Genomic DNA, 25,494 nt, shown 5'->3' on the forward strand with positions numbered 1-25,494 from the left:
CAACTTGAATTTAATAAAGAATCTCAAAAGCAATCGAAAGAGTTAACTTCAACACTCATTGAAATGAGTAATAATTTAAAAAACCTCAATAACCAGTTGATTTTCATTACATCAAGCTCCTTATTTATTAATTCCGAAATGGTATAGCAAATATGCTCCGATTATCGTTGCAACTACTGAAGGAAGAATCTTATAAAAAATATCTTTGGTAAACTGCGAGGGATGTATCTTTCTTGTTGAATCACTTCGTTCAAGAGTTTCAACCCGTGTATCTAATTTTTCATAAAGTACGTTTCAAAAAGAAAACCTCTCTACCACCTTTTATTCGTTCAAATGATCGCTGAAGCATTCGGTTATGACTTAACAGGATTTGGCGATGATCTAACTGTAAAAATTAATGCTCTGCTTATATTTTTATCTGCTATCGGCATTATTGATGATCCGACCACTAAAGGTGTATCTGACAGTAATCAAGCTTTAGAATATGACGAGCCTAGAAAATAATGAATACAGTCAACATTAAGTATTCGCCATACCCAAATAAATTCAGTGAAGCCCCCTTAATGCTGAGGGTGAGGAGAAAGTTCTAACTCTGTTGTTAGACGAAGTTGAAATTCCCCAAAATAATGAAGAAAGTGAACCAGCCATCTTCCCCGTTCTCAAGATTTCACTCTCTGAAGGCTTGGGCAACGAAGACATTTTAAGGATGGAAAAAGAAGATGCTAAAGCATTTCTTCAAGTTTTAAAAGATATGATTAAACAAATGTGAGAGGGCTAACCCCTCTCTTTTTTTCATTTTTATGGAGGTTAAATTATGCGATTAGGATCTGGATACAAAGGCTCTTTAAAACTAGAGTCAACAAACATTGAGAACTTTGATATTGTCCCTCCAGAATCAAAAGGTTCGAATAGACCGACACAGTTTTATAAATTTCAATTTCGCAATGACCAAGATTGCACTGTTTCTATAAATCACGGAGAACCGATTTTAATCATGTCTGGGGATGGCTTTTCAATGGATCATATAGACACTCCTATCTTTAGCTTTGTAATCAAAGAAAAAGGAATTCAGTATAACTTTGCTGGTGCTCACACATGAGTTTTTTTAAGACCAGATTAAACAATGGAATATCACTGAAATGGTCTTTTGAATATATCCCTAACGAGAACGACCAAACAGTCTCGTATATTGTAGTTCCAGATTACGACCCAGCTAAAGATCAACTTTCAGTTATTGTTGGAGGAGTTGAGTGCTCCCCTTTCTCTTATGTAAAAACCGATAAAAACATAATAACCCTCAATAACCCAGTTGATACGAATTTGTTCGAGATCATGGTGAGATGTTTTGGATAGAAATGAGGTGATAATTTGAATTTAATCTTACAGACCATACAACACTTAGCTGGAAAAGAAGCTGTTTTAGTTGACGAGAATAAAACTAAGTTGCCGAATGGTCAAGAAGGCTCTATCTACGCTGTTTTAAATGATGAATCCAAATCTAATAAGCCAACTCTCTATATTTATAAAAATGAGCAATTTGAGCTTGTTAGTGGATCATCTGTCGGTGATACAGAATTAAGTTTTCTTGACCTGATAGACACGCCAGCTTCGTATGAAGGATATGCGAACAAGTGGATTAAGATAAATCCAAGTGGTACTGGGCTAATATTTGTTGATGCTCCGCAAGGCGGTGGATCAGGCGGCGATGCTTCTACAGTTGTGTTCAACCCTACTGAATCAATCGAATCTGATAATGTTCAAATGGCTATTGAAGAACTCGACTTTAAGAAAGCCCCGATGGATAGCCCTGTGTTTGAAGGAAATGTTCACTTACCAGAAACAACCGCTATAGGAAACGTTAAGCCCAAAGAAATTGCTTATCTACAAGGATTGACAGGTAACATCGAAAACAGACTAAAGACTAGTGCAGAAAACATTGAAACAGTTTACACGTCAATTGGTAAACTTGAAAATAAGAGTCATTCGCACAGCAATAAAGCAGTTATTGATAAATTTTCTGAACAAAACGGAAGCCTAATGTATGGTAGTTCAAAAGTGGCTTCTGGAGATATGCAAAGATCAATCTATGATGCAGATGGAGATGACATAGTCGACTTCGCAAAATCTCTGTCTGGACAAGTCGTATCAATCGATGAGATTAATAGCTTACTAGGTGTAACAGGCAATATCCAAGATCAGATTAATGGAATCACTACTGGAGTTCAGTTTAAAGGTGAGTTTGATACATACTCAGCTGCAATGCAAGCTTTCCCTTCTCCTCAACGTGGATAATGGATTTTTATAAAGAGTGATTCGAATCACAGTGGGAGTAAAACTCAGTACATCTATAGGGTTTATGCGGGAGGCGCTTCTTCTATAAACGATGCCACATCAACAGTTAAGGGTGGAATTACATTAGCTGGTGACTTGACGGGTACCGCATCCCTTGCCCAATTAGTTAAAAACGGTGTTGAACCAGGAACGTATGTTAACCCCACTGTCACTGTCGATGACAAGGGAAGAGTTTCAAGTATAGCCAATGGTCAATCAACCTATTCAAGACAATAACGTTGATAAGGTATCGACTTGGTCAAGTGATAAAATCAACGAATCTTTAAATTTCAAAGCTAACACTACACTCCCCTGCCTCTCTACGTTACCTACAACAGCCAAGTAACATTCTAGAGGATCTAAACCCATCATAACTGCTGAAATGGATGCATAAAAGGATTTCATGTCTACACACAGAATCTTGTGACGTGGAAACTTGGTGTAATCAATCATAAGAAACACCAACTATGTCATCTAATAAAACAAAGTGAATATCATCTGATAAATCCTTTATATGTAGCATTTTCTTTTCGTAGTTGATGTATTGTGTAAAACCTTTTAGTTGATCGATAACTCCCAAATCAAAAATTTAAAAATTCAACGGCTTGTTAACACTCATGGCGTAAGCAATTGTTGCTTCAAATTCTTCTGCTTGCTGTTCATCTATAATTGGTTTATCTATTTTTTTAGTTTCTGCTAAGTCGTGTTTAAGTCGTGCAACATGCTCAGGTAACATCATAGCTGTCCATTTGATCGTACTTCTGTCTCTAAGCATTTAATCACTCCTTCTTGAATGATTAAATAGTAACAGAACAAACGTTCTTTATCAATCTGTTTTAAGAACTTTTGTTCGATGTGAATATTGGTATTTAAAAACCCTCCTTTAATTTGGAGGGCTGTGTTAGTTGTTTTCTTCTTTATTTTTAAGATAATTCAGCACAGCTTCTTTATCTTTCTCGTCTTCTGGTAAAATCCCGAACGTTTTATACTCCCATACGGCTCTTCTCTGGATACCATATAGCCCTATAGATAAAATATCTTCATATCCATAATCAATCGAGAAATTCCCTGTTTTATCCAATTGGAGGGTGGCTGTTGTCCAAGCACCTAAATCATTTTGTATATATGCTTTTTTCAATTCTTCGAAAGTTTTACTGAGTTCGTATAATAAATGAATATATGTCGATTTACTTACATTATATTTAAGTGGAATTTCATGTCCATAAACATACTCTTCACTATTAGTCTCGTTGAAACAAAATGTAATTCCAGCCGAATCATCAAGTATCTCAGCATACATCCAAACTTTATCCCAATCACACGGTATTATTTCATTAATTGATTCTGCTATTTTTTTATAATAGCGTTCTATTGATTCCATTATCTTTAACCTCCAGGTTGATTCTTGATAAATTCTTGAACATAATTTTTTCCGATTTTATATTCCACAAAAAAACTATCAGGCCTTAACAAATCACCCTGATAAATAGGCTCAATACATACCTCTACATGTTTAGGTGGAATCTCTTTTAGTGCAGCCAACCATTCCTGCTCCATGTTGTACCATTTCCCACCACTACGATTAATCTGTGAATTCATCGGAAGCAGGTTATCAATATCCCCAGACCCTTTAAAAATAGACGCAAATAAATGTCCTCCATCATCATCCAGTAATCGATCGGGTTTTCCTAAATTGGATTGGGCATATTGGTTTCTTTTGACCTCTCCGTATTTTAAATCACTTGCTTCGACTTTGACAATGCGTCCGTAGTGATCGGTTGTGTAGGTGTACCCTTGCTTGGTTGTATACACAACATTTGGTTTTAACACTTTCTTACGTTTCCATCTCACATAGTGATCTCCATAACTGACAACGATCGGTGGTGATTTTGGTGCTAGTAAGCGTCTGCCCGTCTGAGAGATGCAGTAGCCTGAATTGTTGTCGAGACGCTTTGCCATGGAGAGGAGTTTATTTTTGAGATTTTCTCCGCCAAACACATTGTAAGGGAGTTTCCCTCCACCTGCTATTTGAAACTTTGGTGAGTATGGCAATAGATTCAGAATAGAAACTTTGTCTAATGATTTTGCACCTTGTTCAAGGCCTTTCTTCACCGTTGTTTTGGCCGCTGTTGTTCCCGTTTTTGTAATGGCACCTGCCCCTTTAGAACCAAAGACGATTTCTGCTAGAGAACCAGTCGCATAGGCGAACCAGTGTGATCGAGAATATGCATCACCATAATAAAAAGCCTTCCCATTGATGACATAATACTTCGTGGATAATCCTGATAAAACAATTAAATATACAATGTTAAAAGCCATCCTGATTATCTTTTAGATGATCATAACCATGCATTACATCCTATAGCTAATACAAACTAAAACATCCCTAAAGAGTGTTTTTTTTAAAAAAAATAAAAAGGATACACTTTAGCACCCTTTAAACTTAAAAATTATTCAGATTAAAATGAATTTCCATATAGATAGAAGAAACGTTTAGTCTTCTTGAAAGAATTTGTCTAAATTTTTAATTTCTTTCCTTTAACATTTTTAAGAGATCGTCACTAAGTTGGATATCAATATCTTCTGTATCACTATCTTCATCATCATCTTCAACAACAAATAACCCTTCAATGAACTCGGTAAAAGTATCAGCAATCAGGAATAGGTCTTGTTCGCCATCTCTTAGTTCATGATCCCAGAAATATATTTTCCCTTGATTTATTTCACTAACATCTAAACAAATTAGGTCTCCACCATCTGCATCTGCGATAGGAATTATTTGTTCTGGTAATTGCTCTTTATATGTTTTTATGGCTTCTCGTATATCATAATCATTCTGCTCCAACCCATAAAACAATTCGATTGGCACTGATTCACCAACTAGCCACACTGGTTTTTCTTTTAAATAGGTATATACATTGTCCTCAATCCAACATTCTCCGTATTCATTAATAAAACTTTTATAATCAGGAGAAATGTGATAAGCATTTTCTTCTTCCATTTTATTCATTTCGTTTAACGAGTTGTTTGTTTTGGTTGATCTAATATCAATAGTGTATTGATCAAGTTTGTCTTTAATCCGTTTAAAGCTCATTTTAATAGCCTCCTCTTAAGTCTGATGCTGCACCAATATGTGGCACATTTTTATGTAAGTCAATCAAAACAGTCAGTCTACTTTTTCCTTAATAATATGCCTATTATAATAAAAAACCCTCCTTTAATTGGAGGGCGGTAAGTTAGTTGTTACTTTTATCCTTTGTTTTTAATATATTGATCCAGAAACTCTCTAACTGACTTTCTTTTTGGATGTATCCCTAAATTTTCGTATGCCCATATTGCTCTTCTTTGAGATCCGTTAATTTCTTGATTCAATACATCTTCATAATTTAAATCTAAAGAGAATTTTCCATTCGCATCTAACTTCATAGTTAAATTTGTCCATTTTTCAGGATTAATTAATTCATGCGCTTGTTGTAGCTCTTCAAATAAATCATGTAATTTTATTAAATACTCGTTATAGATTGATTCACTTACATTATGATCTTCAGGTATATTATGTGAGTAACGATATTCATTTTCACCCATTAATTTATAATAAAAATTAATCTCTGCAGAATCATCAAGTATCTCTGCATATAAACAAACTTCTTCCCATTCTTTTGGTATCATTTCATCAATAGTTTGTGCAATTTCTCCATAAAGAGTATCTAGTTTCTCTAATTCCATTTTTATCCACCTTTTTGATTTTTAATAATTGTTCTTTTAAAATCACCATCTGCTATTGAATATTTAACAATGAAACGATCTGGTCTCATTGAATCATTTTTATAAACAGGTTCGATATTAACTGATACAGTCTCAGGCGGCTTTTTCCTCAAGGCTGCCAACCATTCCTGCTCCATGTTGTACCATTTTCCACCACTTCGATTAATCTGTGAATTCATCGGAAGTAGGTTATCAATATCGCCTGATCCTTTAAAAATAGACGCGATCAAGTGTCCGCCATCATCATCAGGTAATCGATCTGGCTTACAGGTGGCGATTGGACGGTTGTTCGAGAGATGATAGAAGAGGTCCTTGGTGAGTGTGAAGTGACGGTTTATCGGTTTAAAATGAGAAATTCTGATGAAAACAAATATTACAAAAACCCTCCTTCATTTATTTGGAGGGTCATTTACTATTTGTTATTTTCTTCTTTATTTTTCAAATAATTTAGCACAGCTTCTTTATCTTCCTCATCTTCAGGTATTAATCCGAACGTTTCGTATTCCCAAACGGCTATTCTTTGTACATTGTCAATACCTAAAGAATAAACATCTTCGTATCCAAAATCAGTTGAGAATTTACCCGATTTCTCCAACTCGAGAGTAGCTGTTGTCCAAGCACCTAGACCATTTTTTATATATTCCTTCTTCAACTCTTCAAGAATTTCACTGAGCTCGACAAATAAATGTTTATATGTAGAGTTACTTACACTATATCGTTTTGGAATATCGTGCCCATAGACTCTTACTTCATTATTAGGTTCAGTAAAATAAAAGGTAATTCCTGCTGAATCATCCAATATTTCTGCATACATCCAAACTTTATCCCAATCACATGGAATCATTTCATTAATTGCTTCTGCTATTTTTTTATAATTCAATTCTAATCCTTCCATTATCTTTAGCCTCCAGGTTGATTCTTAATTTTTTCAAGATAGGATCGTTTTCCAATGTTATATTCGATGACGAAACTATCTGGTCTTAAGGAAGCATCTTTATAGATAGGTTCAATGCTAACTTCTACATGTTTAGGTGGATCAGCCCTCAATGCCTTCAACCATCTTTGCTCCATCTCATACCATTTCCCACCACTTCGATTAATTTGTGAACTCATTGGTACAAGATTATCAATATCTCCAGACCCTTTAAAAATAGAGGCAATTAAATGACCTCCATCATCTTTTAATAATCGATCCGGCTTACCTGAATTGGATTGAGCATATTGGTTTCTTTTGACCTCTCCATATTTTAAATTATTTGCTTCGACTTTGACAATGCGGCCATAGTGATCTGTTGTGTAGGTGTAACCTTGCTTTGTTGAATAAACGACATTCGGTTTTAATACCTTTTTGCGTTTCCATCGCACATAGTGCTCTCCGTAACTGACAACGATCGGTGGTGATTTGGGTGCTGGTAATCTTCTGCCTGTCTGAGAGATACCGTATCCTGAGTTGTTGTCTAAACGCTTTGCCATGGAGAGGAGTTTTTTTTTGAGATTTTCTCCGTCAAACACGTTATAAGGGAGTTTCCCTCCACCTGCTATTTGAAACTTTGGTGAGTATGGCAATAGATTCGGAATAGAAACTCTATCTATTGATTTTGCTCCTTGTTCAAGGCCTTTCTTCACTGTTGTTTTGGCCGCTGTTGTCCCTGTTTTTGTGAAGGCACCTGCCCCTTTAGAACCAAAGACAATTTCTGCAAGAGAACCAGTCGCATAGGCGAACCAGTGTGACCGCGAATACGCATCACCATCTATGACCTCTTTTTGGAATGAGTCTGAAATCGACTTTCCAATCGCTTTCGACGTTTCAATTGGATGAGAAACAGCCGTTACGACTGATTCAACGGCACCTCTAGGATCTGTCACAAGATCGTAGATACCAACTACTGTATCTTTTGCCACATCATATAGACCCACTGCAGCACCTTTTACACTATCAACGAATACCTCCGATGCTTCTTCCTGTGCTTTGATTTGGAGAAGCTGGCTGTAATACATTTTTTGATCATATGTGAGATTCTCATAACCGATCTCATCTACAATCTCAAAGTATTTTGCTTCTGATAGACACGAAGGATCGTTGAGTTTTTCTTTCAATTCTTTGATTCTTCGTTTCTCTTTTTCTTCTTTTTTCACCTTTAAATATGCTTTCACCTGTGCATCGATTTTATCATGATTCTTGTACACATCTGTCTCATGAAATGCTTTTGCATCGTAATACATGGGTTGAGCATTCTTACCTTTTCCAGTAGCAGCCATCATCTTTGCATAAAAGGTTGCAAGATGTTTCTCAATCGGTTCTGATTTTTCATATTCTGTTTTTAGTTCATGATCTATTTTATGTAAAGCCTCAATCGCATCTTTTCTTTCTTCGTTCGCATTATCTAAATGCTCATCTACTTTTTTGCTGGAAAATGTCTGTAGTTCAATCAAATCACTAATATCATCGAAAATAGCCGTAAGGGCTTCCTTTTGTTCTTCAATCATGTCTTTATTGTTCTTAATGCCTTGCTTCACTTGAGCGTCTAAGAAATGCTCATCAATAAATGTACTACCGCCTAATGATTCATCATCAAGCTTTCCTTTGACTCCATCTAAAAAAGCCTTTTGCATATCAATAAAATCAAGATAAGTGTCTGTGTATAGTGCAAGATCATTATAAAAAGCTTTGATATTGTCTGCACCTTTACCTGTGAACTCATCACCGAGGTTGGCAACACCTTGTAATGCCTTTTTCAAATCTGTTATTTCTTCTCGAAGCTGTTCATATGCCTTTGACCTTTTCTCAACAGCTGATATAAGAGAGGGAGCGTCTAATATTTTCATAAAAAAAGACTCCTTTGTGAAATATTCTTTTACTAGAATACCATAAGGAGTCTTATACTTTAATCCGATTTATCCATTTTTAACCATTCATCCTCCAGAGCTACCTCTTGATGCAACTGTTTGGACATCATCTTGCAGAGGTTGAATTAAACCATTTGTAAAGAAAAGTGTACCTAGTGCTAGTACTGCTATTGATAATGTTATAAAAATAGACTTTTTCATTTAATTCACTCCTTTTCCTACATACTGGCTTGCACGTAAGGCTCTTTTATAGTAATCCAATGATTGTTGCAGCAAGCCTCTTCTCTCTAAATATTTCGCCACATCAACCAAGATTTCCTCTAAATCAACCCACACTCTTTTCTCTTCAAGCTCTACGCATAAGGTGTTAATATTGTTTAATTGCGATTCAGTAACATCATAAACAAGCTCTTTCAATAATTTAAATTTAACCTTAAAAATTTCATGATTAACTTGTTCAGACAAGCTATAGCCATGATCTATTACTTCTATTGCTTCTTTACTTTGAGTTAGTATTCCAACCCTAGATAATTCATACAAACATCTTAATTTCAATAAATCATTTTTTTCAATTTCTCTGTAGCTTAAGATGCGCCTGTATAGTTCAGCAGCATCTGAGTAATTGCCTTTTTTACTTTCCAAAAATCCCATATTGTAATACAGGTGTATGATTAAGTGATTATCCTCTATTTTCTTAATCATTCCCTCTGCTTCATTAAAGAGGTCGCTTGCATCATCGTATTTAAATTGATCTATTAAGTTTAAGGCGTGCAGTAACCTACAGTTAATTTGTCTTTTGACATAAGTTTCATGAGCATTAAAAGTATCAGAAGCGATTTGAGCATGATATTTAGATAGGAAAGTCATTTTCAAATCATAAAATAGAACAGCTAATCTATAATGAAATTCAGCTTTTTCTATTTCATCATCAACATAAGCCAACTTCTTTTCGGCTATTCTGAAATAGCTTAAAGCCTTATCGTAGTCTTGCAAGTAATCATGATATATCCCATTGTAAAAATAAAAGTAATAAGACATGAGTTTATTTGTTTTTTCTTCTTTTTCGTCTGGAGCATTCCGCTGAAAGAATGGCTTATCTAAATTTCTGCTAATATTCTGAATTTTCAGCTTAATCCTAAAGCTCAAAAGTTGATAGTACAAAAGAATATCTTGATTTTCTTCCATTGATTCGATTGCCTTATCTATGTCATCTTGCATTTCAATAGCTGCTGATAAATCCCCTTTTTGTATGGCAAGATTCCAAGTATTTAACATGTTCCCTACCTCCTGAGAGGCTATTAACCTTGTCATCCCGTTACCCCCTATATACAATTCCTTTGTATAATTTCAACATGATATTTACAGCATATGTAAAGCTAAGATAGTCATTTTGAAAGTTTTCAGTATACCGCAAAATGCTTATCTATAAAAGATATGTTTTATGTAGAATGTATAGCCATATGCATACAGGTAATATTTTGTTTTTTTGTAATAAATATATAATACAATCACTTTATCAAAATACGGTTTAACCGTTTATAACGAGAAGAGGTGCTTTTTTATTGGAATTAAAACACATTGTCAACTCTTATAATGTGACTAAAATTATTGGTTATTTAAGACGTTCTAGGCAAGATGTTGAAAGAGAGAAGCGTACTGGCGAGGACACTTTGACTGAGCAAAAAGAACTTATGAATAAAATATTGACTGGGATTGAGATACCTTATGAAACAAGAACTGAAATTGGTTCTGGTGAAAGTATTGAAGGAAGACCAGTTTTTAAAAGTTGTCTAGCTGATCTGAGGTCTGGAAAATTTCAAGCAATTGCTGTAAAGGAAATAACTCGTCTTAGTCGTGGTAGTTACAGTGATGCTGGAGAAATCGTCAATCTCCTAAATGATAAAAAAATTATCATAATTACACCATATAAAGTTTATGATCCAAGAAATCCAATTGATGCTCGTCAGATTAGATTTGAATTATTTATGGCCAGAGAAGAATTTGAAATGACAAGAGAAAGAATGAATGGCGCTAAATTCACTTATGCTGCACAAGGTAAATGGGTTTCTGGTTTAGCTCCATTTGGATATAAATTAAACAAGCGCACTTCTCGCCTTGAACCAGTGGATGAAGACAAAGCTGTGGTGCAGTTGATATTTGATATTTTCTTAAATGGTCTTGATGGTAAGGATTTAAGTTATACAGCTATTGCCACCCATCTTACCAAACTTCAATTCACTACTCCTAGGGGAGGAAAAAGATGGAGTAAGGACAGCATTAGAAATATTCTTCAAAATGAAGCCTATATGGGAAGGGTTAGGTATAAAGCAAGAGAAACCACAAAAGATGGAAAAAAAGTCTTCCGACCTGAAAGTGAACACATTATTGTAGATGATGCTCATGAACCAATAATCAATAAAGAGGACTTTGAAGTTGTCCAAGAAAAGATTAAAAATAAAGTTCCTCTGCTCCCAGTCGTAACATCTTACGAACCTAATGAATTAGCGGGAATATGCGTTTGCTCTGTTTGTGGAAAATCACTTCAAAAATTTGAATCTGAATACAACAGAAAAAACAAAGATGGAACTTCTAGCTATTTTCATGTGAAGTTGCTTATTTGCAGGAAAAACAAGTGCACATCTGTAAGGTATCAATATGTTGAAGAGGCTATTTTAGACTATCTTGAGCAGTTAGTTGCTTTAGAAAATGATAAACTAAAGGTTATAATTGAAAAATCCATGAAAGCAGCAGAAAACAACAATTCGGAAAAGACAAGTGAACAGATAGTTGTTCAAGCGAATCTAAAACAAAAAGAACTTGAAAACAAATTGACATTTATTTTTGAAAAATTTGAATCAGGAATCTATACTGATGAAATGTTTTTGCAAAGGAAAGCAGCCATTGAAAAAGAAATAAGTGACATAAAAAAATTAAAACAAGAACTAAGTATGACGTTTGAAGTCAAAGATGAAGATGTCAATGAATTCAGAGTCAACATAGCAGATGTAGTTAAATTTTATAAAGAATCTAAAAGTAGAGGTTTGAAAAATGAAAAATTAAGAACTGTTTTTGATTATATAGTTTTAGAAATGACAGAAAAAAGACGAGGCCCCATCCCTGCTAAGTTTGAGATTTATCCGTATCTTCGAATTGCTAACATATCTCATTAATCATCATGATAAACCGACAAAGCGGTTTCTCCGACAAATGCCATGGGAGCTACAAAATTAATTTCAGAAAAATTGTTTTTTCAAGCGAATGAAAGTATTTCAAATCAGAAAACGAGGTTTTGCTCTGTCCGGTTTGGCAATGTGCTTGGATCAAGGGGTTCCGTCATCCCCATCATGCTTCAACAGTTGTTAAATGAACAACCTCTAACTGTAACTGATCCTAAGATGACACGCTTTTTTATGTCTATCGAAGAAGCTGTATCTCTCACGCTTGAAGCAGCTATCATGATGAAAGGCGGCGAAACATTCATCCTCAAGATGGAGTCATTACAGCTGGCTGATCTATTGAAAGCATTTCATGAATATGCCGGTCAGATCAACGTTCCTTCTCCTGATATTCTTGTTGTCGGAAAAAGACCTGGAGAAAAACTTCACGAGGAGCTCACATTCCCTCACGAGGCAGATGCACTATTTGAACATGAACAATTTTATGCCATTTTACCAAGACCACATCTTCACCCTCATTTTCAAAAAGTCCATTTGACCCATTACACATCAAACGAAGCACCGCTCATTACAAAAGAGAAACTGTTTCACATCATTGAACAATTACATCATACCCATCATAAAAAATAAAAAAATCGTCACACGGAAGCAGCTGACTTCCATGTGACGATTTTTAAATCAATTATTGAAAGATGTGTTTCAAATGACCATAGCCTTCTTTTTCAAGATCATCCTTCGGGATAAACTTTAAAGCGGCAGAATTAATACAATATCGAAGACCGTTTGGCCCTGGGCCGTCAGGGAATACATGACCAAGGTGAGAGTCGGCCGTCTTGCTGCGAACTTCAGTCCGCACCATGCCATGGCTCGTATCTACTTTCTCTTCTACCTCTTGATCTTCAATCGGTTTTGTAAAACTTGGCCAGCCGCAATGGGCATCAAATTTATCTAAAGAAGAAAACAATGGTTTGCCTGAAATGATATCTACATATATGCCCTCTTCCTTATGATCCCAAAATTCATTTTGAAATGGCGGCTCAGTGCCATTATTTTGCGTCACTTCGTACTGCATTCGGTTTAATTCTTTGATGCGCTGCTCTTTTTCGTTAGCCATTATTTATCACTCCAATGAGATTGAATAAAACCTGCTCTGCCCGAACCGACATGGTATCGTTCGTAGTGCATTTTGTTCTTTTTATAATAATGCTGATGATATTCCTCAGCAGGATAAAAAGGACTAGCCTCTAAAATTTCTGTCACGATTGGCTTTTGGAAAATTCCACTTTGGCTCAACTGCTCTTTTGATGTTTCTGCAAGTTGCCTTTGTTTTTCATTGTGGACATAAATCCCTGTACGGTAGGACTCTCCTCTATCACCAAATTGTCCTCCATCATCTGTTGGGTCTATTTGCTGCCAATATAGTTCTAATAGCTTCTCATACGGAAAAATGTCTGGATCATAGGTAATTTGAACGGCTTCTCTATGGCCTGTCGTATTTGTACATACTTCCTCATAGGTTGGATTCACTGTATGTCCGCCAGTATACCCTGATTCAACTTTGATAATGCCTGGCTGTTCATCAAAAGGTTTAACCATACACCAGAAACAGCCTCCAGCAAATGTGGCTAATTCTTGTTTTTCAGACATATTAGTGCCCCCTTCATTTAAAAAATGGTATCATCATATTATAACATGATAAAAAATAATGAAAATGATACGACTTGTATACCTAAAAACAAATGAAAGCATTCTGTCGTATCTTAAAATATAATGGGGGTTTAATGATTGGAACAAAGAAAACAAATGATGTATGAAATGGATACTTTACTGAGAACCGTATTTAAGCAAATACGTTATGAAATTAACAGCTTGCTTGAAAACGAATTATCTCGGAATGAATTTCTCATTTTAAATCTGCTGCGTGAACAAGGCGCAAAAAAAGTAACGGAATTCGCCTCAATTCTCGGTGTATCAGCAAGCCATATTACAGCTGTAACCGACACACTTGTAGAAAAAGGCTGGATCACTCGTATCCGTTCAAAAGAGGATCGACGCATCATCAAAATCCACTTAACCGATAAGGGTAAGGAAATTACTGAGCATTTTGAGAAAAAGAAAACAGAATACTTCATGGAACGATTTGAATCATTTGATGATGAAGAACTGAAAACGATGATCAAATTATTTAAAAAGCTGGATAAAAGTCAAAAGGATTAAGCATAGAATTTAGCGTGGAGGACATGCTACGGATAAAAAGGTGGAATGAACCATGACAAGTCCATATCTTTGTCCGAACTGCAAAACCAACAGAACGCGTTTTAATCTCATCGAGCAGCATTCAGAACCTGTGAAACTTGATCCAGCAACTGGAGCTATTGTCGAAACATATGAAGGAGATCAGCTTTCTCCTTTTCACATGAACTATCAAGGACCGAAAATCAAAGTCCAGTGCGGCGTGTGCGGATTAATTGAGGATGAAAAAACGTTCATTAAGCTGGCTGAATATCATCAATATTCATCTCCTTCTTAATACGAGAGCCTGACACTTTTTGTCAGGCTTTTTTCTATGTTTCTTTTGCCTATACAGATCGTCCCTTTCTTGCATACGCTACAAAAAACACATTGCAGAGAAAGAAGGGATAAAGACGTGCAGCAGCTCTACGAGATGAATCAATTTCTATATCGTCCATTAGCTACCTTTCCCCCATACCATCCGAGAAACACCATTTCCAAAGCTGTTATTCGATTATTTCACGCTGCACCGGATTTAAGTGAGCTTGCTGTATTGGTAAATCAGCAGCCAATCCAAAAAAAGCTGCCATACGGTCAGCTGTCTGCTTATATGGAATGGGATGAGGGTGTTTATGAGATAGAAGTATTCAAGCTGGCTACAAAAGAAAGAATTCTTTCTTCCCGTATGATGATTAATGGAAACGAGACTTACACGCTATGTATCACAGGAGCTCGTACCGGCTTTGCGCTGCTCACAGAAAAGCAAGACTCGCTGATTAAGCAAGAAGAGCTATCAGCACTCACGTTTATCCAGCTGTCACCAGACCTCCCTTTCATTGATATATATGAACGAGATCAAGGCATGTTATCAAAGGAACTCGGATATGTGAACGGCACCCAAATCCACCACTTCTCTCCGAATAAGTATCACTTTGAATTAAAAGCTGCCGGTACTCAAAGTGTACTGCTTGATATTCCGAAAGTTCACCTGCAAACAAAGCGGGCCTATCTTATTTTACTTCATGGATTTGCAAACGGAGAGCCAGAGCTAATGGCAAAAGTCGTCTTGTCTCACCAAATGTAAAAAGAGCCTTTCCAAAAGGAAAAGGCTCTTAGCGTGAAGACAAACCCTCGCATTCGGTGTCAGTCCTGCGTGCTGGTGCTCACGAATGTCACATTCACTCTGCGCCAGTACTCGTCCTTCCTAGAATGCAAAGGTTTTCTATTCCGCTGAAAAGAAGATAAATAGCCTTTCCAAATGGAAAAGGCTATTTACGAGACATCTTCAGCTTTTTCTTGTTTTTGAAAATCAAAAGCAAGAATCATGGTACCTAAAAATAATGCACAATAGGCGATATTTAAGTAAAACTGGTCGATATTTTCTGCTTTCAAATGAGAGGCAGCTGTCATGCCAAAGTATGCAGCAAATAAGAGCGACAGTAAACTAAAATATTGATAGACTCGCTTCATAGTTTCACTCCTGACTTACACGTTCTATTGCTTTGGATGATAATATGAGAATTCAATTTCATCATTCTCAAGATCAATTTTGTTCGCTTTGACATACATATCATTCGTCAGCGGCATTTCTGAAAGGCGCACTTCCACCGTTTTTTGGTCTGGTTTCACATGAACGAAATCAGGCAGTTCATAGAATTGACCCATGTAGCTTAAAACAAAACTGATTGGGATGCTTAATTGTCCAATTGAAAAGTCATCTACTTTCAGCAGAACATCCCCGTTATCTTCAACAGTTGGTGTAAATGATACATTTGCATTAATCGTTGAAGAAAAAGCTTTGATTGCACCTGTTACTTTCACATCTTGGTCAATCGCAACATGAAAGTCGGGCATATCGCTTGATCCTTGGTTTTTCAAATAATCATTGACAAAGCTGGTGAGCGATTCTTTTGAACTAGAAATGTTAAAAGCATACTCGCTGTTCACTTCTTTTTCCGAAGCGGATTGATCGCTCGGCAGCAGCATAAAAATACCGCATACAAGAACAATCAATAGATTAATTGACAGTAAAATAAAAAATAAACTCTTCCATTTTTTCATCTTTTCACCCTATTCCTTCGGCAGTCCTTCTTTTTTCACTTCTGAGAATAAACGATTTGCCATAAGAGAGTACCCCTTTTGGTTTGGGTGGAAATCATCATCTGCCAGTAATTTTTCATCTTTATCATCTTCAAATAAATCTGCTACATCGATCATATCAGCATTGCCGTCTTTTTTTAGTTCTTTTTCGGCAGCAGCATTCCAGTCTTTGACGACCTCATCAATATCTCTCAGCTCAGACAAGCTGAATTTAAAAGGATTGTACATACTGACATACATGATCTTTGCATGGTCATTATGCTCTCTTAATTGAGCAAGAATGGTCTTAAAACGCTCTTCAAAAGGACCTTGCTCTTTTTGAAAAGGAGCAAATGTCAAGTTGAGCACATTTTGACGGACGACATGCATTAAGTCATTTCCGCCGATCGTAAAGAAAATATAATCAGCGTCTTTCAGTCCATCCTGCACTTTTTTTTCTTTTAATCTTTTTAATAAATCTACCGTTCTACTGCCTTTAATGGCATAGTTTTTTAATGTAACAGACTGTACACCGTCCACCGCTTCTATCTTGTCACGAGTGATGCCGGCATACCCTTTTTTATTTTGATCTCCGATTCCTTCTGTTAAGGAATCTCCAACCGCTGCGATCGTAATATGTTCTTTTACGTTTTGTGTGTCTTCTAGTTTATCCTTTATGCCAGCCTCTTGCGCGGAACATGCAGAAAGAACAAAAGCTAGAGACATCACAATCAAAATCAAACGAGCCTTCAAACGATGATGTCCCTCCTTTTTCTGATTAAAAAAGTGTATCATGTTTTCGCTCATTTGAACATCCTTATACTAGCTTCGATTCAGTGTTTTGATGTCCTTGATGATTTCATCATATGGCGTATTTTGAACACCATCATAGTTTTTCATCACTTTTCCTTCTTGATCAACGAGGAAAAACAGAGATTGATGTATCACTTGGTCTTCGTCTTCAGGTTTTTTCACAATCGTCTTAAAGCTTTTCATTGCAAATTTTTCAATCGCTGACTGCGAGTAACCAGTGAGAAAATCCCAATTTTTAAAGGATAATGGATATGCTTTTGCAAATTCTTTTAGATTTTTCGGTGAATCCACCTCTGGGTCGACGCTAAATGAAATGATGTGCGCATCCAATTTTTCTTCTTTTAACCGTTTTTGTAGCTCTGTCATATGTGCGGTCATCGGCGGGCAAATCGTTTCACAGCTTGTGAAAATAAAATCTGCCACCCAGACTTTCCCCTTTAAATCGTCGAGCGACACCTTTTGACCATCCTGGTTTTGATACTCAAACGGCTGGATTTGATAATTTAATGCATCCTTGATTTGTCCATTTGAACATGAGACTAAAAGAAGCACGCTTATGATCGTAAGCGCACCAAATAAGGCTCCCCTTTTTGTATACATGACAATTACATCCCCTTTTCAATCAATCGGTATAAAAAGTAAAGCCTATAGCGCCCTTACCAGTATGACAGGAAATAATCGGTGTTGTATAAGCGATGTCAACTAGTGCATCAGGTGTGTGATCAAGCAGTGCTGCTTTAAGCTTTTCTGCAAGTTCTAATGCGTCTGCATGTGCAATCCCAATTGCCTGAACGGTTTTTCCTTTCACCGCCTGTACATACTGTTTTGTCAAATAGCGGACAAGAGCGGAGTAACTTCTCACATTCGCTTCTGGTGTGTATATGCCGTCTGTTAAGCTGGCAATTGGTTTAATATGAAGAAGTGAACCGATCAGCGCCTTTCCTCTTCCAATTCGTCCACCTTTCACGAGATTTTCTAATGTATCGATTGTGACAAATAGCTTTGTTTTAAGACGAATTTTGTCCATTTCTTTGAGGATGTCATCACGGCTTGCCCCTTTTTTTGCAAGCTCTGCTGCTTTGGTGACTTGAAACCCTAAACCATAGGAAATAAAATTCGAATCGATGACAGTGATATTTCCGTCTACCATTTTAGAAGCGCTTTCAGCAGTTTGAACCGTACCACTCATCCCACCAGTTAAATGGATACTAATGACTTCGCTTCCATCTGCCGTCAGTTTTTCATATAATTCGACGAATTGACCGATCGCAGGTTGAGACGTTTTCGGCAGTTCATCAGCGGCCTCCATTTTTTCAATAAATTCATCTGGTTGTATGTTCACTCGGTCAATATAATCAACCCCAGAAATGGAGATATTGAGCGGAATGACATGAATGGAAAGATCATTGATTTTTTCTTGCGGAAGGTCCACAGTTGAATCTGTTACAATTTTAATTTGTTTCACTATCGTCTCATCCTTGCTGTCTTAGTCTTTACATATGATATTACCTTATTTCGTGCATACTTGAAAACAACTGTCAGAACGTTTTTGAAATTGTCACATTTTCTTCTTTTCATGTAAAAAATCCTTGCCAAGATGAGTAGCCCCCATTTGAAAATGGCCGCTCACTCTCTTTGGCAAAGATTCCAATTTACGCATTGTGTTTTAGTGTAGGCTCTTGGTAGATCTGTTCATATGTGCTCCACTTGACGTTACGTTTCACATCCTCCCTGAAAGAGTACACATGCCTCTTTCCCTTAGATACATAGACTTTTTTCAAGAAAGCTTCAAGTCTAAAGGTGAGCATGAAACCATAGGATTCATCTCCCTTTAAAACAGGGACTTCTGTTACCTTGATCTGAGCTCCATCCATCCGTCTAAAACATATTGTTTTGAGCAGCACAAACGATCAATCCTCTTTTCCAATTATCTGTTAAGCCTAAATAAATAGGTGGAATAAATCTTGATCTTTATTCACTTCAACATAGTGGAAGCCTTTTTTATTCATTCGGTCAATCAGCGCTGCATAGTCATCTCTTTCTTTCAATTCGATCCCAACAAGCGCAGGTCCTTTGCTTCGGTTATTCTTTTTCGTATATTCAAAGCGTGAGATATCATCATTTGGCCCTAACACTTCATCTAAAAATTCCCTGAGAGCACCTGCTCTTTGCGGAAAATTAACGATGAAATAATGCTGGAGTCCTTCATAAATCATGGAGCGTTCCTTGATTTCTTGCATTCGGCCAATGTCATTATTGCCTCCGCTGACAATACAAACGACATTTTTGCCTTTAATCTCCTCGCGATGGGCATCTAATGCTGCGATAGGCAATGCGCCTGCCGGTTCTGCTACAATCGCACATTGATTATACAGTTCTAAAATCGTTGTACATACTTTCCCTTCGGGTACAAGACTGATTTTATCGACAACAGACTGAAGCGATGTAAACGTCTTTTCACCAATCCGCTGAACCGCTGCTCCGTCTACAAACTTATCAATCGAATCAAGTGTCACAACCTCGCCCTTCTCATGTGAAGCATGCAGTGAAGCTGCGCCAAGCGGTTCGACTGCAATAATTTCGGTTTCTGGTGAGATATTTTTGATATATGTACCTACACCAGATAACAGACCTCCACCTCCGACACTTGCAAATAAAAAGTGAGGTTCCACTTCGATATCATTTAATATTTCTACAGCAGTTGTTCCTTGTCCTGCCATGACATCTAAATCATCAAATGGATGTATAAATTCCCGCTTTTCCTTATCTCCGCATTTGACTGCTTCATGATACGAATCATCAAAGGTATCTCCGGTTAAGATAATGTCAACATATTCTTTTCCGAAAAGCTCCACTTGAGATACTTTTTGCCTTGGTGTGGTAGCAGGCATAAAGATTTTCCCGTGGATACCTAAATATTTGCAAGAATAGGCAACGCCTTGTGCGTGATTTCCTGCACTGGCACAAACAATGCCGTTTTCTAGTTTTTCTTTTGGCAGCTGGCTCATTTTATTAAAAGCGCCTCTTAATTTAAAAGAACGAACAACTTGCAGGTCCTCTCTTTTTAAGTAGACATTACATTCATATCGTTCAGAAAGTCGCTCATTTTTTTGAAGTGGTGTATGAATCACTACATCCTTCAAATTTTGATGGGCTTTTAAGATGTCTTTCACTTGAATTAGCGTGTTTTCTTTGAGCAACGGTTTCATGTACAAGATCCTTTCTCTTTAACCTTATTTAATTTGTCATTATAACATGAATATTCAAAAAATAAACCAATAGATCATGGATCGGAGATAAATTTCATGAACTTTTTCGTTTTTCTATACATTTGTTCTAATTGGGTGTTATAATAAAACCAATTAGAACCAAAAGAAAGGAATCGCTCGATGACCACACATCCGTTTGCTAATATATATGGAGAACACCAAGATATAAAACACGCCATTCATTTGGCAAAACAATTCACGAAAAACGATCAGCCTGTGTTGATCACAGGTGAAATTGGAACAGGCAAATCACGCTTTGCACAAGAAATGGCCCATTCATTTGCTGCGCAGGCTTCGATGAAATATATCTATTGCCCCATTGTAGATGAAGTGACTTTGCAGGAAGCATTTACTCATGCGGCAAATCATGTGCTTTATTTAGACGAAGTCAGCGCATTTAGTATTCCTATGCAGCATCAGGTCATTCGTTTTCTCGAAGATTCTCCTGCAACAAAAATCATTGCTTCTTCGTCTTTATCATTAGAGGCGATGAGCGTTTCGTCCAGTTTTTTACCTGAGCTGTTTTATCGGCTCAATGTGCTTCATATAACTCTCCCGCCTTTAGAAGATCGAAAAACAGATATTCCTATTTTAACCGCTGCTTTCTTTCAAGAACTGAACATAACGCCTGACATCGACTCAAGTGTGTGGGAAGTCTTACAGCAATATTCGTTTGAAGGGAATGTCCAGGAGCTCAAAAATATCGTTCATTATGCAGCCGCGATTCTCGAAGGACAAACAGTTTTCTTGCATCACTTGCCACCTTTTGTATTATTACCTCAACAAACAGCTGGTAAAGGAAAAAAAGAAGAACACCAGCTCACGCTTATGGAGAAACAAGAATTTGTTTTCTTACTCGAAGCCATTAAGTCTCTAAATGAAAAAGGAGAAGCAGCAAGCAGACGTATCTTGTCTGAGTTAAGCAAACAAGGCGACATCCCGCTGACCCCTCAGCAAGTCAGGAGTCGATTAGATGATCTTGAGAAAAAAGCCTATGTGACGAAAGGGAAAGGCAGAGCTGGAACGAAGATTACACTTGAAGGTCTCTCATTTCTGAAGTCGCTTGATGGTTATGTACCGGTTCAATAAAGGAGGACATCCATTGTTTACTGTAAAAGAAGAAATTGCCAACGCAATTACACATGGCATTGGCGTCATTTTATCCATTCCCGCCATTGTTTTTCTCGTTTTATTCGCTGTTCAATACGGCACTGTCACTGACATTATTAGCTTTTCGATATTCGGTGCGTCGATGCTGCTGCTTTATTTAAGCTCTACTTTGCTTCATAGCATTCGGCACAAAAAAACAAAAGATGTATTTGAAATCCTTGACCACTCTGCGATTTATGTATTGATTGCTGGTACATATACGCCATTTTTGCTTGGCCCATTAAAAGGCGCACTTGGCTATACTCTTCTTGCAATCGTATGGGCGCTTGCTGCAGGCGGTATCGTTTTTAAAATCTTTTTCGTCAAACGGTTTATCATTGTATCCACCCTTGTTTATTTATTAATGGGCTGGATGATTATCATCGCAATTAAACCTCTGTATATTCAATTAACAGGAGCTGGATTCAGCCTCTTACTATTAGGCGGTATTTTGTATTCAGTCGGAACGATCTTTTATATTTGGCGGAAAATTCCCTATCATCATGCGATTTGGCACAGCTTTGTTCTCGGCGGAAGTGCATCCATGTTCTTCTGCATTCTATTTTATTGCGTCAACATCCCAGCATGATCAAAAAACCAGCATCCACATTCGGATGCTGGTTTTTTCTATGCGCGCTTTTGTGCGTAATCACTCATCTTGACCGGTGCTTTGATATGGATATCGACATTAACTGGACGAAGTCTTTTGACGATCTTCCCTGTTAAAAGACGGTCTGTGCCGCTTGTTTCAACCGGAACAAGTGAGCAGTTACATTCTTCAGCAAGCGTTTCTGCCATGACACGATACTGTTCAGAAAGCAACAGACTCTGGCCAGATAGAACTCTTTCTCTTGCTTCTTCTAATAACGCCTCATCAGATTGATTCTGCTTGATCACCGCCATCTTCTTCAACCATTGTTTTAAGATGGGATAGCGAAACAGATGCGGTTTTGCCATAAAAGCAAATGGCTTCTCTAAGTGACCAATCAGCAATGTCGTCGTCACTGGGTGATGTGCTTCTGTGACATAAATAACAGGACCATCTGGCAGCTTTTTTTGCTGATGAATGGTCATGACCGATCCTGATTGATCAATACACCCTCTGGCAAACCTTTTTGCATGCTCATGGATGAGATGCATTCGTTTCGTATAGGAAATGCGTGGATCCGTTAATTCATGATCATACAAATGCCTTATACTTTTAAAAAAGGATACAACAACATAAATCGTTAAAAACCAATAACGAAACAACCGTACTCCTCCTACTCACTTATCCTTCTTTTCTGTCATAGACGACAAATTCATAATTGTAGGGGTTCTTTTCGTCACGATGGCCTTTTTCACGTGATACAACCGTCCAATTCTCTTCATCGTAATAAGGGAAGAAACGGTCGCCTTCAAATGAATGATGAATGTGCGTGATATATAGACGATCTGCATATGGCATCATTTCCTCATACAGCTTAGACCCGCCAATGATCAATAATTCTTCCTCGGTCTTCGCAATGGTTAAAATATCATCGATTGAATGGACCACCTCGCATCCTTCAGCTTGAAAAGAAGAACTTGTGGTCAACACGATATTCCGCCGGTTAGGCAGCGCTCGTCCAATTGATTCAAACGTTTTTCTGCCCATGACAATGGTATGGCCACTTGTGACTTTTTTAAAATACGCTAAATCAGCGGGTAAATGCCAAGGCATTTGATTATCTTTGCCAATGACTCTGTCTTTTCCTGTCGCCACTATCAAGGAAATCATACACTGACTTCTCCTTTAATATGCGGATGTGGATCATAGTTCTCAAGCACAAAATCATCAAACGTAAAATCAAAAATACTTTTGACATCTCTAGTGATGCGAAGCTGCGGAAGTGTGCGCTCCTCACGCTCTAATTGCATTTTGACCTGCGGAAGATGATTTTGATAAATATGAGCATCTCCTAGCGTATGAATAAACTCTCCTGGCTCAAGGTTTGTCACTTTGGCAATCATCATCGTTAGAAGTGCATACGAAGCAATATTGAAAGGCACACCTAAAAAGATATCTGCCGAACGTTGATAGAGCTGGCACGATAATTTACCGTTTGATACGTAAAATTGAAACAAGCAATGACAAGGAGGCAGCGCCATCTGATCAATTTCTCCTGGATTCCACGCACTGACAATCAATCTTCTCGAATTAGGATGATTCTCAATATCATGGATCAGCTTGCTGATCTGATCTACTGTCTCTCCGTCTCCACTCGCCCATGATCTCCACTGCGCACCATACACACGCCCTAGCTCTCCATTTTCATCTGCCCATTCATTCCAAATACGGACACCATTTTCTTGAAGATATTTGACATTTGTATCACCTTTTAAAAACCACAGTAACTCATGAATGATTGATTTCAGGTGTAATTTCTTTGTTGTTAATAAAGGAAACCCTTCCTGTAAATCAAATCTCATTTGATAACCGAACGTGCTGATAGTGCCTGTTCCTGTTCTGTCACCTTTTTCATCCCCGTGCTGTAATACATGACGGCATAACTCTTTGTATTGTTTCATTTTTTTCATCCTTTATTTATGTTCTTGTTGTAGTTTACCTTATTTCTGCTTTTGTTGAAACCAATTGAAACCAAAAAAACATGTCTGCATGATGAGCAGACATGTTTTTCTTTTTATGCTTGATTCACTCGATCCTGCTCTTCGTCCTTAATATCTTGGTGTGAGTGAGCTATGCGACTTGCTGCTGCAGCGGCAAGCGCAGCGACAAGGTCATCAAGGAAGGTGTGTACTTCACCAGGACGACCTTCATCTAATTCTCTAATAATACCAAATTTCTCTTTGTCTAGATAACCGAAGTTGGTCAAACCGATTGATCCATATACATTGACAATGGAAAGCGGAATAATCTCATCAATTCCATATAGCGGTTCATCTGTTTCAACTAAATGCTGCAAAGGTTCTGGCAAAAGCTTTTTTTCTGCCAGCTGATCAAGAGCAAGTCCTGTCAAAACTGCGTGGACAATTTCCCTTTTATTCAGCACTTTTTCAACATTTTCAATGCAGACACTAAGTGGAAGATTTGGGTTGTATTTCTCTTGGAGTTTCAGCACAATGTGTGCAATATCTTCTATTTTCACTCCACGCTCGTTTAACATCTGTTTTGTAATGCGAACCATTTCGTTCATTGTATACTTTTTCAATTGGCATGACATCTCCTTCTAGTGGCTCATCCAGCTCGGCGGGGTGTTTTTATCCCAGTAAATATTACCGAGTTCATGATGCGTCTGGAATCCATCTTCTGCTGTATGGTAGTGAAAGTTAAACCAATATCCGCTGTGAGGCGGCTGATCTCTCCTGACATGAAAACGAAGCAAATCTTCTCCAGTCTTTCTATTATAAATGTGGAAGATTTTTTCCCCATTTCCGCTTGAAGGCTGATCAGTTAAAACAACATCTTGAAATTTTTCGTCATCTTTGAAATTTGTTAAAAAGTCGGTTAACACTTGTTCAATTTTTGGTTGAATCTCTTCTCTATACTCGTCCTCAATGACAGGTGTGATTTTACGACCAAATTTGAGAAAGGATTGGTTTTCTGCACTTGATAGAACCTCTTGCTTATATTGCTCAAAGGGGTCTACCCGCTCTTTGTTGTCTTCTTGCGATAATTCCCAGCTGCGCGTATCATCTGATGTATCATAAACTGCTGTATAAGGTGATTTATCAGATGAAGAAAGTTCAGATGGCTTGTCTGTCATCAAAGCTGATGGAGGAGAGATTAAACCAAAAGTCGCAATCGTAAAGAGTGCAACGAGCGTTTTTCTCATCCACATTTTCATGATATC

The 25,494-nt window shown here is 37.3% G+C and carries 32 protein-coding genes and 4 pseudogenes; 11 read left to right on the top strand and 25 right to left on the bottom strand.

Annotated features, from left to right (window positions below; genetic code table 11):
- The first annotated feature begins 282 nt into the window (after positions 1-282).
- The 4 genes from NSQ64_RS11480 (at position 283) to NSQ64_RS11495 (ending at position 2,292) form a co-directional block, all read left to right on the top strand.
- Positions 283-504: a phage holin gene (locus NSQ64_RS11480; RefSeq protein ID WP_341018306.1), complete on the top strand. Its 222-nt coding sequence runs from the start codon at positions 283-285 to the stop codon at positions 502-504.
- 91 nt (positions 505-595) lie between these two features.
- A complete protein-coding gene (locus NSQ64_RS11485; RefSeq protein WP_341016604.1) occupies positions 596-769 on the top strand; it encodes a hypothetical protein in 174 nt (57 codons plus the stop codon).
- A 45-nt stretch (positions 770-814) separates the two neighbouring features.
- Positions 815-1,099, top strand: a complete 285-nt coding sequence (locus NSQ64_RS11490; RefSeq protein WP_341016606.1) for a hypothetical protein — start codon at positions 815-817, stop codon at positions 1,097-1,099.
- Positions 1,100-1,368: 269 nt separating this feature from the next.
- Positions 1,369-2,292: a hypothetical protein gene (locus NSQ64_RS11495; RefSeq protein WP_341016608.1), complete on the top strand. Its 924-nt coding sequence runs from the start codon at positions 1,369-1,371 to the stop codon at positions 2,290-2,292.
- A 333-nt stretch (positions 2,293-2,625) separates the two neighbouring features.
- Here NSQ64_RS11495 and NSQ64_RS11500 read toward each other — a convergent pair.
- The 11 genes and pseudogenes from NSQ64_RS11500 to NSQ64_RS11550 all read right to left on the bottom strand — a co-directional run.
- Positions 2,626-2,784 (bottom strand): annotated as a pseudogene (locus NSQ64_RS11500) (UV damage repair protein UvrX); the annotation flags it as partial.
- Positions 2,785-2,920: 136 nt separating this feature from the next.
- Positions 2,921-3,106 (bottom strand): YolD-like family protein, encoded by a 186-nt coding sequence (locus tag NSQ64_RS11505; protein ID WP_268382703.1) that lies wholly within the window; start codon positions 3,104-3,106, stop codon positions 2,921-2,923.
- 126 nt (positions 3,107-3,232) lie between these two features.
- A complete protein-coding gene (locus tag NSQ64_RS11510) occupies positions 3,233-3,712 on the bottom strand; it encodes a TIGR01741 family protein (protein ID WP_268382704.1) in 480 nt (159 codons plus the stop codon).
- A gap of 5 nt (positions 3,713-3,717) precedes the next feature.
- Positions 3,718-4,566: pseudogene (locus tag NSQ64_RS11515) on the bottom strand (DNA/RNA non-specific endonuclease); the annotation flags it as partial.
- Positions 4,567-4,855: 289 nt separating this feature from the next.
- Entirely contained in the window at positions 4,856-5,425 is a 570-nt protein-coding gene (locus NSQ64_RS11520) for an SMI1/KNR4 family protein (protein WP_268382708.1), read from the bottom strand.
- Between the two features lie 155 nt (positions 5,426-5,580).
- Positions 5,581-6,057 (bottom strand): immunity protein YezG family protein, encoded by a 477-nt coding sequence (locus NSQ64_RS11525; protein ID WP_268382710.1) that lies wholly within the window; start codon positions 6,055-6,057, stop codon positions 5,581-5,583.
- A gap of 2 nt (positions 6,058-6,059) precedes the next feature.
- Positions 6,060-6,362: pseudogene (locus NSQ64_RS11530) on the bottom strand (DNA/RNA non-specific endonuclease); the annotation flags it as partial.
- A gap of 146 nt (positions 6,363-6,508) precedes the next feature.
- Positions 6,509-6,991 carry an immunity protein YezG family protein gene (locus NSQ64_RS11535; RefSeq protein ID WP_341016617.1) on the bottom strand — a complete coding sequence of 161 codons (483 nt, stop codon included), beginning with the start codon at positions 6,989-6,991 and terminating at the stop codon, positions 6,509-6,511.
- A gap of 5 nt (positions 6,992-6,996) precedes the next feature.
- Complete coding sequence (locus NSQ64_RS11540; protein WP_341016619.1) at positions 6,997-8,922, bottom strand: T7SS effector LXG polymorphic toxin; 1,926 nt, start codon at positions 8,920-8,922, stop codon at positions 6,997-6,999.
- Between the two features lie 87 nt (positions 8,923-9,009).
- The gene (locus NSQ64_RS11545) at positions 9,010-9,144 is read right to left on the bottom strand and encodes a hypothetical protein (protein ID WP_272953963.1); all 135 of its coding nucleotides are present in this window, start codon (positions 9,142-9,144) and stop codon (positions 9,010-9,012) included.
- A complete protein-coding gene (locus NSQ64_RS11550) occupies positions 9,145-10,254 on the bottom strand; it encodes a response regulator aspartate phosphatase (RefSeq protein WP_341016622.1) in 1,110 nt (369 codons plus the stop codon).
- Positions 10,255-10,505: 251 nt separating this feature from the next.
- Here NSQ64_RS11550 and NSQ64_RS11555 point away from each other — a divergent pair, with 251 nt between their 5' ends.
- Both NSQ64_RS11555 and NSQ64_RS11560 read left to right on the top strand, forming a co-directional pair.
- On the top strand, positions 10,506-12,113 hold the full coding sequence (locus NSQ64_RS11555) for a recombinase family protein (RefSeq protein ID WP_341016624.1): 1,608 nt from the start codon (positions 10,506-10,508) through the stop codon (positions 12,111-12,113).
- Positions 12,114-12,125: 12 nt separating this feature from the next.
- Positions 12,126-12,749, top strand: a pseudogene (locus NSQ64_RS11560) (polysaccharide biosynthesis protein); the annotation flags it as partial.
- A 52-nt stretch (positions 12,750-12,801) separates the two neighbouring features.
- Here the strand turns inward: NSQ64_RS11560 and msrB are convergent.
- Both msrB and msrA read right to left on the bottom strand, forming a co-directional pair.
- Positions 12,802-13,233 (bottom strand): peptide-methionine (R)-S-oxide reductase MsrB, encoded by a 432-nt coding sequence (gene msrB, locus NSQ64_RS11565; RefSeq protein ID WP_007500777.1) that lies wholly within the window; start codon positions 13,231-13,233, stop codon positions 12,802-12,804.
- Positions 13,233-13,766, bottom strand: coding sequence for a peptide-methionine (S)-S-oxide reductase MsrA (gene msrA / locus NSQ64_RS11570; protein WP_341016626.1), 534 nt, complete (start codon positions 13,764-13,766; stop codon positions 13,233-13,235). The genes msrB and msrA overlap by 1 nt, the downstream gene beginning before the upstream one ends.
- Before the next feature lie 138 nt (positions 13,767-13,904).
- Here msrA and NSQ64_RS11575 point away from each other — a divergent pair, with 138 nt between their 5' ends.
- The 3 genes from NSQ64_RS11575 to NSQ64_RS11585 all read left to right on the top strand — a co-directional run bounded on the left by NSQ64_RS11575 (position 13,905) and on the right by NSQ64_RS11585 (position 15,435).
- On the top strand, positions 13,905-14,336 hold the full coding sequence (locus NSQ64_RS11575) for a MarR family transcriptional regulator (RefSeq protein WP_007500780.1): 432 nt from the start codon (positions 13,905-13,907) through the stop codon (positions 14,334-14,336).
- Between the two features lie 52 nt (positions 14,337-14,388).
- Positions 14,389-14,649, top strand: coding sequence for a hypothetical protein (locus NSQ64_RS11580; protein ID WP_008346413.1), 261 nt, complete (start codon positions 14,389-14,391; stop codon positions 14,647-14,649).
- Positions 14,650-14,766: 117 nt separating this feature from the next.
- Positions 14,767-15,435, top strand: a complete 669-nt coding sequence (locus NSQ64_RS11585; protein ID WP_268382723.1) for a DUF4397 domain-containing protein — start codon at positions 14,767-14,769, stop codon at positions 15,433-15,435.
- A 188-nt stretch (positions 15,436-15,623) separates the two neighbouring features.
- Here NSQ64_RS11585 and ypmT read toward each other — a convergent pair whose 3' ends face one another.
- The 7 genes from ypmT to ilvA form a co-directional block, all read right to left on the bottom strand.
- Positions 15,624-15,821 (bottom strand): protein YpmT, encoded by a 198-nt coding sequence (gene ypmT, locus NSQ64_RS11590; RefSeq protein WP_008346409.1) that lies wholly within the window; start codon positions 15,819-15,821, stop codon positions 15,624-15,626.
- A 24-nt stretch (positions 15,822-15,845) separates the two neighbouring features.
- The gene (locus NSQ64_RS11595) at positions 15,846-16,412 is read right to left on the bottom strand and encodes a YpmS family protein (protein WP_268382725.1); all 567 of its coding nucleotides are present in this window, start codon (positions 16,410-16,412) and stop codon (positions 15,846-15,848) included.
- Positions 16,413-16,421: 9 nt separating this feature from the next.
- Positions 16,422-17,183: an SGNH/GDSL hydrolase family protein gene (locus NSQ64_RS11600; protein WP_017359696.1), complete on the bottom strand. Its 762-nt coding sequence runs from the start codon at positions 17,181-17,183 to the stop codon at positions 16,422-16,424.
- Between the two features lie 69 nt (positions 17,184-17,252).
- Positions 17,253-17,843 (bottom strand): SCO family protein, encoded by a 591-nt coding sequence (locus NSQ64_RS11605; protein WP_341016631.1) that lies wholly within the window; start codon positions 17,841-17,843, stop codon positions 17,253-17,255.
- A 22-nt stretch (positions 17,844-17,865) separates the two neighbouring features.
- The gene (locus NSQ64_RS11610; protein WP_039963954.1) at positions 17,866-18,708 is read right to left on the bottom strand and encodes a DegV family protein; all 843 of its coding nucleotides are present in this window, start codon (positions 18,706-18,708) and stop codon (positions 17,866-17,868) included.
- Between the two features lie 187 nt (positions 18,709-18,895).
- Entirely contained in the window at positions 18,896-19,147 is a 252-nt protein-coding gene (locus NSQ64_RS11615; protein ID WP_008346400.1) for a YpmP family protein, read from the bottom strand.
- A gap of 36 nt (positions 19,148-19,183) precedes the next feature.
- A complete protein-coding gene (ilvA, locus tag NSQ64_RS11620) occupies positions 19,184-20,452 on the bottom strand; it encodes a threonine ammonia-lyase IlvA (protein ID WP_047946671.1) in 1,269 nt (422 codons plus the stop codon).
- Positions 20,453-20,632: 180 nt separating this feature from the next.
- Between ilvA and NSQ64_RS11625 the strand changes: the two genes are divergently transcribed.
- Positions 20,633-21,601 carry a sigma 54-interacting transcriptional regulator gene (locus NSQ64_RS11625; protein ID WP_341016634.1) on the top strand — a complete coding sequence of 323 codons (969 nt, stop codon included), beginning with the start codon at positions 20,633-20,635 and terminating at the stop codon, positions 21,599-21,601.
- Between the two features lie 13 nt (positions 21,602-21,614).
- Positions 21,615-22,250: a PAQR family membrane homeostasis protein TrhA gene (trhA, locus tag NSQ64_RS11630; protein ID WP_008346394.1), complete on the top strand. Its 636-nt coding sequence runs from the start codon at positions 21,615-21,617 to the stop codon at positions 22,248-22,250.
- A gap of 38 nt (positions 22,251-22,288) precedes the next feature.
- On the opposite strand, the gene NSQ64_RS11635 is transcribed toward trhA, so the two are convergent.
- The 5 genes from NSQ64_RS11635 to NSQ64_RS11655 all read right to left on the bottom strand — a co-directional run bounded on the left by NSQ64_RS11635 (position 22,289) and on the right by NSQ64_RS11655 (position 25,488).
- Positions 22,289-22,912 (bottom strand): lysophospholipid acyltransferase family protein, encoded by a 624-nt coding sequence (locus tag NSQ64_RS11635; protein WP_035703293.1) that lies wholly within the window; start codon positions 22,910-22,912, stop codon positions 22,289-22,291.
- A gap of 19 nt (positions 22,913-22,931) precedes the next feature.
- Positions 22,932-23,420, bottom strand: a complete 489-nt coding sequence (folA, locus tag NSQ64_RS11640) for a type 3 dihydrofolate reductase (RefSeq protein ID WP_341016637.1) — start codon at positions 23,418-23,420, stop codon at positions 22,932-22,934.
- Positions 23,417-24,211 carry a thymidylate synthase gene (locus NSQ64_RS11645; RefSeq protein ID WP_017367468.1) on the bottom strand — a complete coding sequence of 265 codons (795 nt, stop codon included), beginning with the start codon at positions 24,209-24,211 and terminating at the stop codon, positions 23,417-23,419. Before NSQ64_RS11645 ends, folA begins: the two co-directional genes overlap by 4 nt.
- Before the next feature lie 113 nt (positions 24,212-24,324).
- A complete protein-coding gene (locus NSQ64_RS11650; protein WP_008346387.1) occupies positions 24,325-24,852 on the bottom strand; it encodes a phosphatidylglycerophosphatase A family protein in 528 nt (175 codons plus the stop codon).
- Positions 24,853-24,870: 18 nt separating this feature from the next.
- Complete coding sequence (locus NSQ64_RS11655) at positions 24,871-25,488, bottom strand: YpjP family protein (RefSeq protein WP_024718552.1); 618 nt, start codon at positions 25,486-25,488, stop codon at positions 24,871-24,873.
- Between the last annotated feature and the right edge of the window lie 6 nt (positions 25,489-25,494).

This window comes from Bacillus sp. FSL W8-0183 (assembly GCF_038006825.1).
GTDB lineage: Bacteria > Bacillota > Bacilli > Bacillales > Bacillaceae > Bacillus > Bacillus altitudinis.

What these genes read in the sequence shown, in the direction of transcription:
- NSQ64_RS11490 (WP_341016606.1), top strand. Translation starts at nt 815, where the DNA reads ATGCGATTAGGATCTGGATACAAAGGCTCTTTAAAACTAGAGTCAACA.
- NSQ64_RS11505 (WP_268382703.1), bottom strand. Translation starts at nt 3,106, where the DNA reads ATGCTTAGAGACAGAAGTACGATCAAATGGACAGCTATGATGTTACCT.
- NSQ64_RS11510 (WP_268382704.1), bottom strand. Translation starts at nt 3,712, where the DNA reads ATGGAATCAATAGAACGCTATTATAAAAAAATAGCAGAATCAATTAAT.
- NSQ64_RS11520 (WP_268382708.1), bottom strand. Translation starts at nt 5,425, where the DNA reads ATGAGCTTTAAACGGATTAAAGACAAACTTGATCAATACACTATTGAT.
- NSQ64_RS11525 (WP_268382710.1), bottom strand. Translation starts at nt 6,057, where the DNA reads ATGGAATTAGAGAAACTAGATACTCTTTATGGAGAAATTGCACAAACT.
- NSQ64_RS11535 (WP_341016617.1), bottom strand. Translation starts at nt 6,991, where the DNA reads ATGGAAGGATTAGAATTGAATTATAAAAAAATAGCAGAAGCAATTAAT.
- NSQ64_RS11540 (WP_341016619.1), bottom strand. Translation starts at nt 8,922, where the DNA reads ATGAAAATATTAGACGCTCCCTCTCTTATATCAGCTGTTGAGAAAAGG.
- NSQ64_RS11545 (WP_272953963.1), bottom strand. Translation starts at nt 9,144, where the DNA reads ATGAAAAAGTCTATTTTTATAACATTATCAATAGCAGTACTAGCACTA.
- NSQ64_RS11550 (WP_341016622.1), bottom strand. Translation starts at nt 10,254, where the DNA reads ATGACAAGGTTAATAGCCTCTCAGGAGGTAGGGAACATGTTAAATACT.
- msrB (WP_007500777.1), bottom strand. Translation starts at nt 13,233, where the DNA reads ATGGCTAACGAAAAAGAGCAGCGCATCAAAGAATTAAACCGAATGCAG.
- msrA (WP_341016626.1), bottom strand. Translation starts at nt 13,766, where the DNA reads ATGTCTGAAAAACAAGAATTAGCCACATTTGCTGGAGGCTGTTTCTGG.
- NSQ64_RS11580 (WP_008346413.1), top strand. Translation starts at nt 14,389, where the DNA reads ATGACAAGTCCATATCTTTGTCCGAACTGCAAAACCAACAGAACGCGT.
- ypmT (WP_008346409.1), bottom strand. Translation starts at nt 15,821, where the DNA reads ATGAAGCGAGTCTATCAATATTTTAGTTTACTGTCGCTCTTATTTGCT.
- NSQ64_RS11595 (WP_268382725.1), bottom strand. Translation starts at nt 16,412, where the DNA reads ATGAAAAAATGGAAGAGTTTATTTTTTATTTTACTGTCAATTAATCTA.
- NSQ64_RS11605 (WP_341016631.1), bottom strand. Translation starts at nt 17,843, where the DNA reads ATGTATACAAAAAGGGGAGCCTTATTTGGTGCGCTTACGATCATAAGC.
- ilvA (WP_047946671.1), bottom strand. Translation starts at nt 20,452, where the DNA reads ATGAAACCGTTGCTCAAAGAAAACACGCTAATTCAAGTGAAAGACATC.
- NSQ64_RS11625 (WP_341016634.1), top strand. Translation starts at nt 20,633, where the DNA reads ATGACCACACATCCGTTTGCTAATATATATGGAGAACACCAAGATATA.
- folA (WP_341016637.1), bottom strand. Translation starts at nt 23,420, where the DNA reads ATGATTTCCTTGATAGTGGCGACAGGAAAAGACAGAGTCATTGGCAAA.
- NSQ64_RS11645 (WP_017367468.1), bottom strand. Translation starts at nt 24,211, where the DNA reads ATGAAACAATACAAAGAGTTATGCCGTCATGTATTACAGCACGGGGAT.
- NSQ64_RS11655 (WP_024718552.1), bottom strand. Translation starts at nt 25,488, where the DNA reads ATGAAAATGTGGATGAGAAAAACGCTCGTTGCACTCTTTACGATTGCG.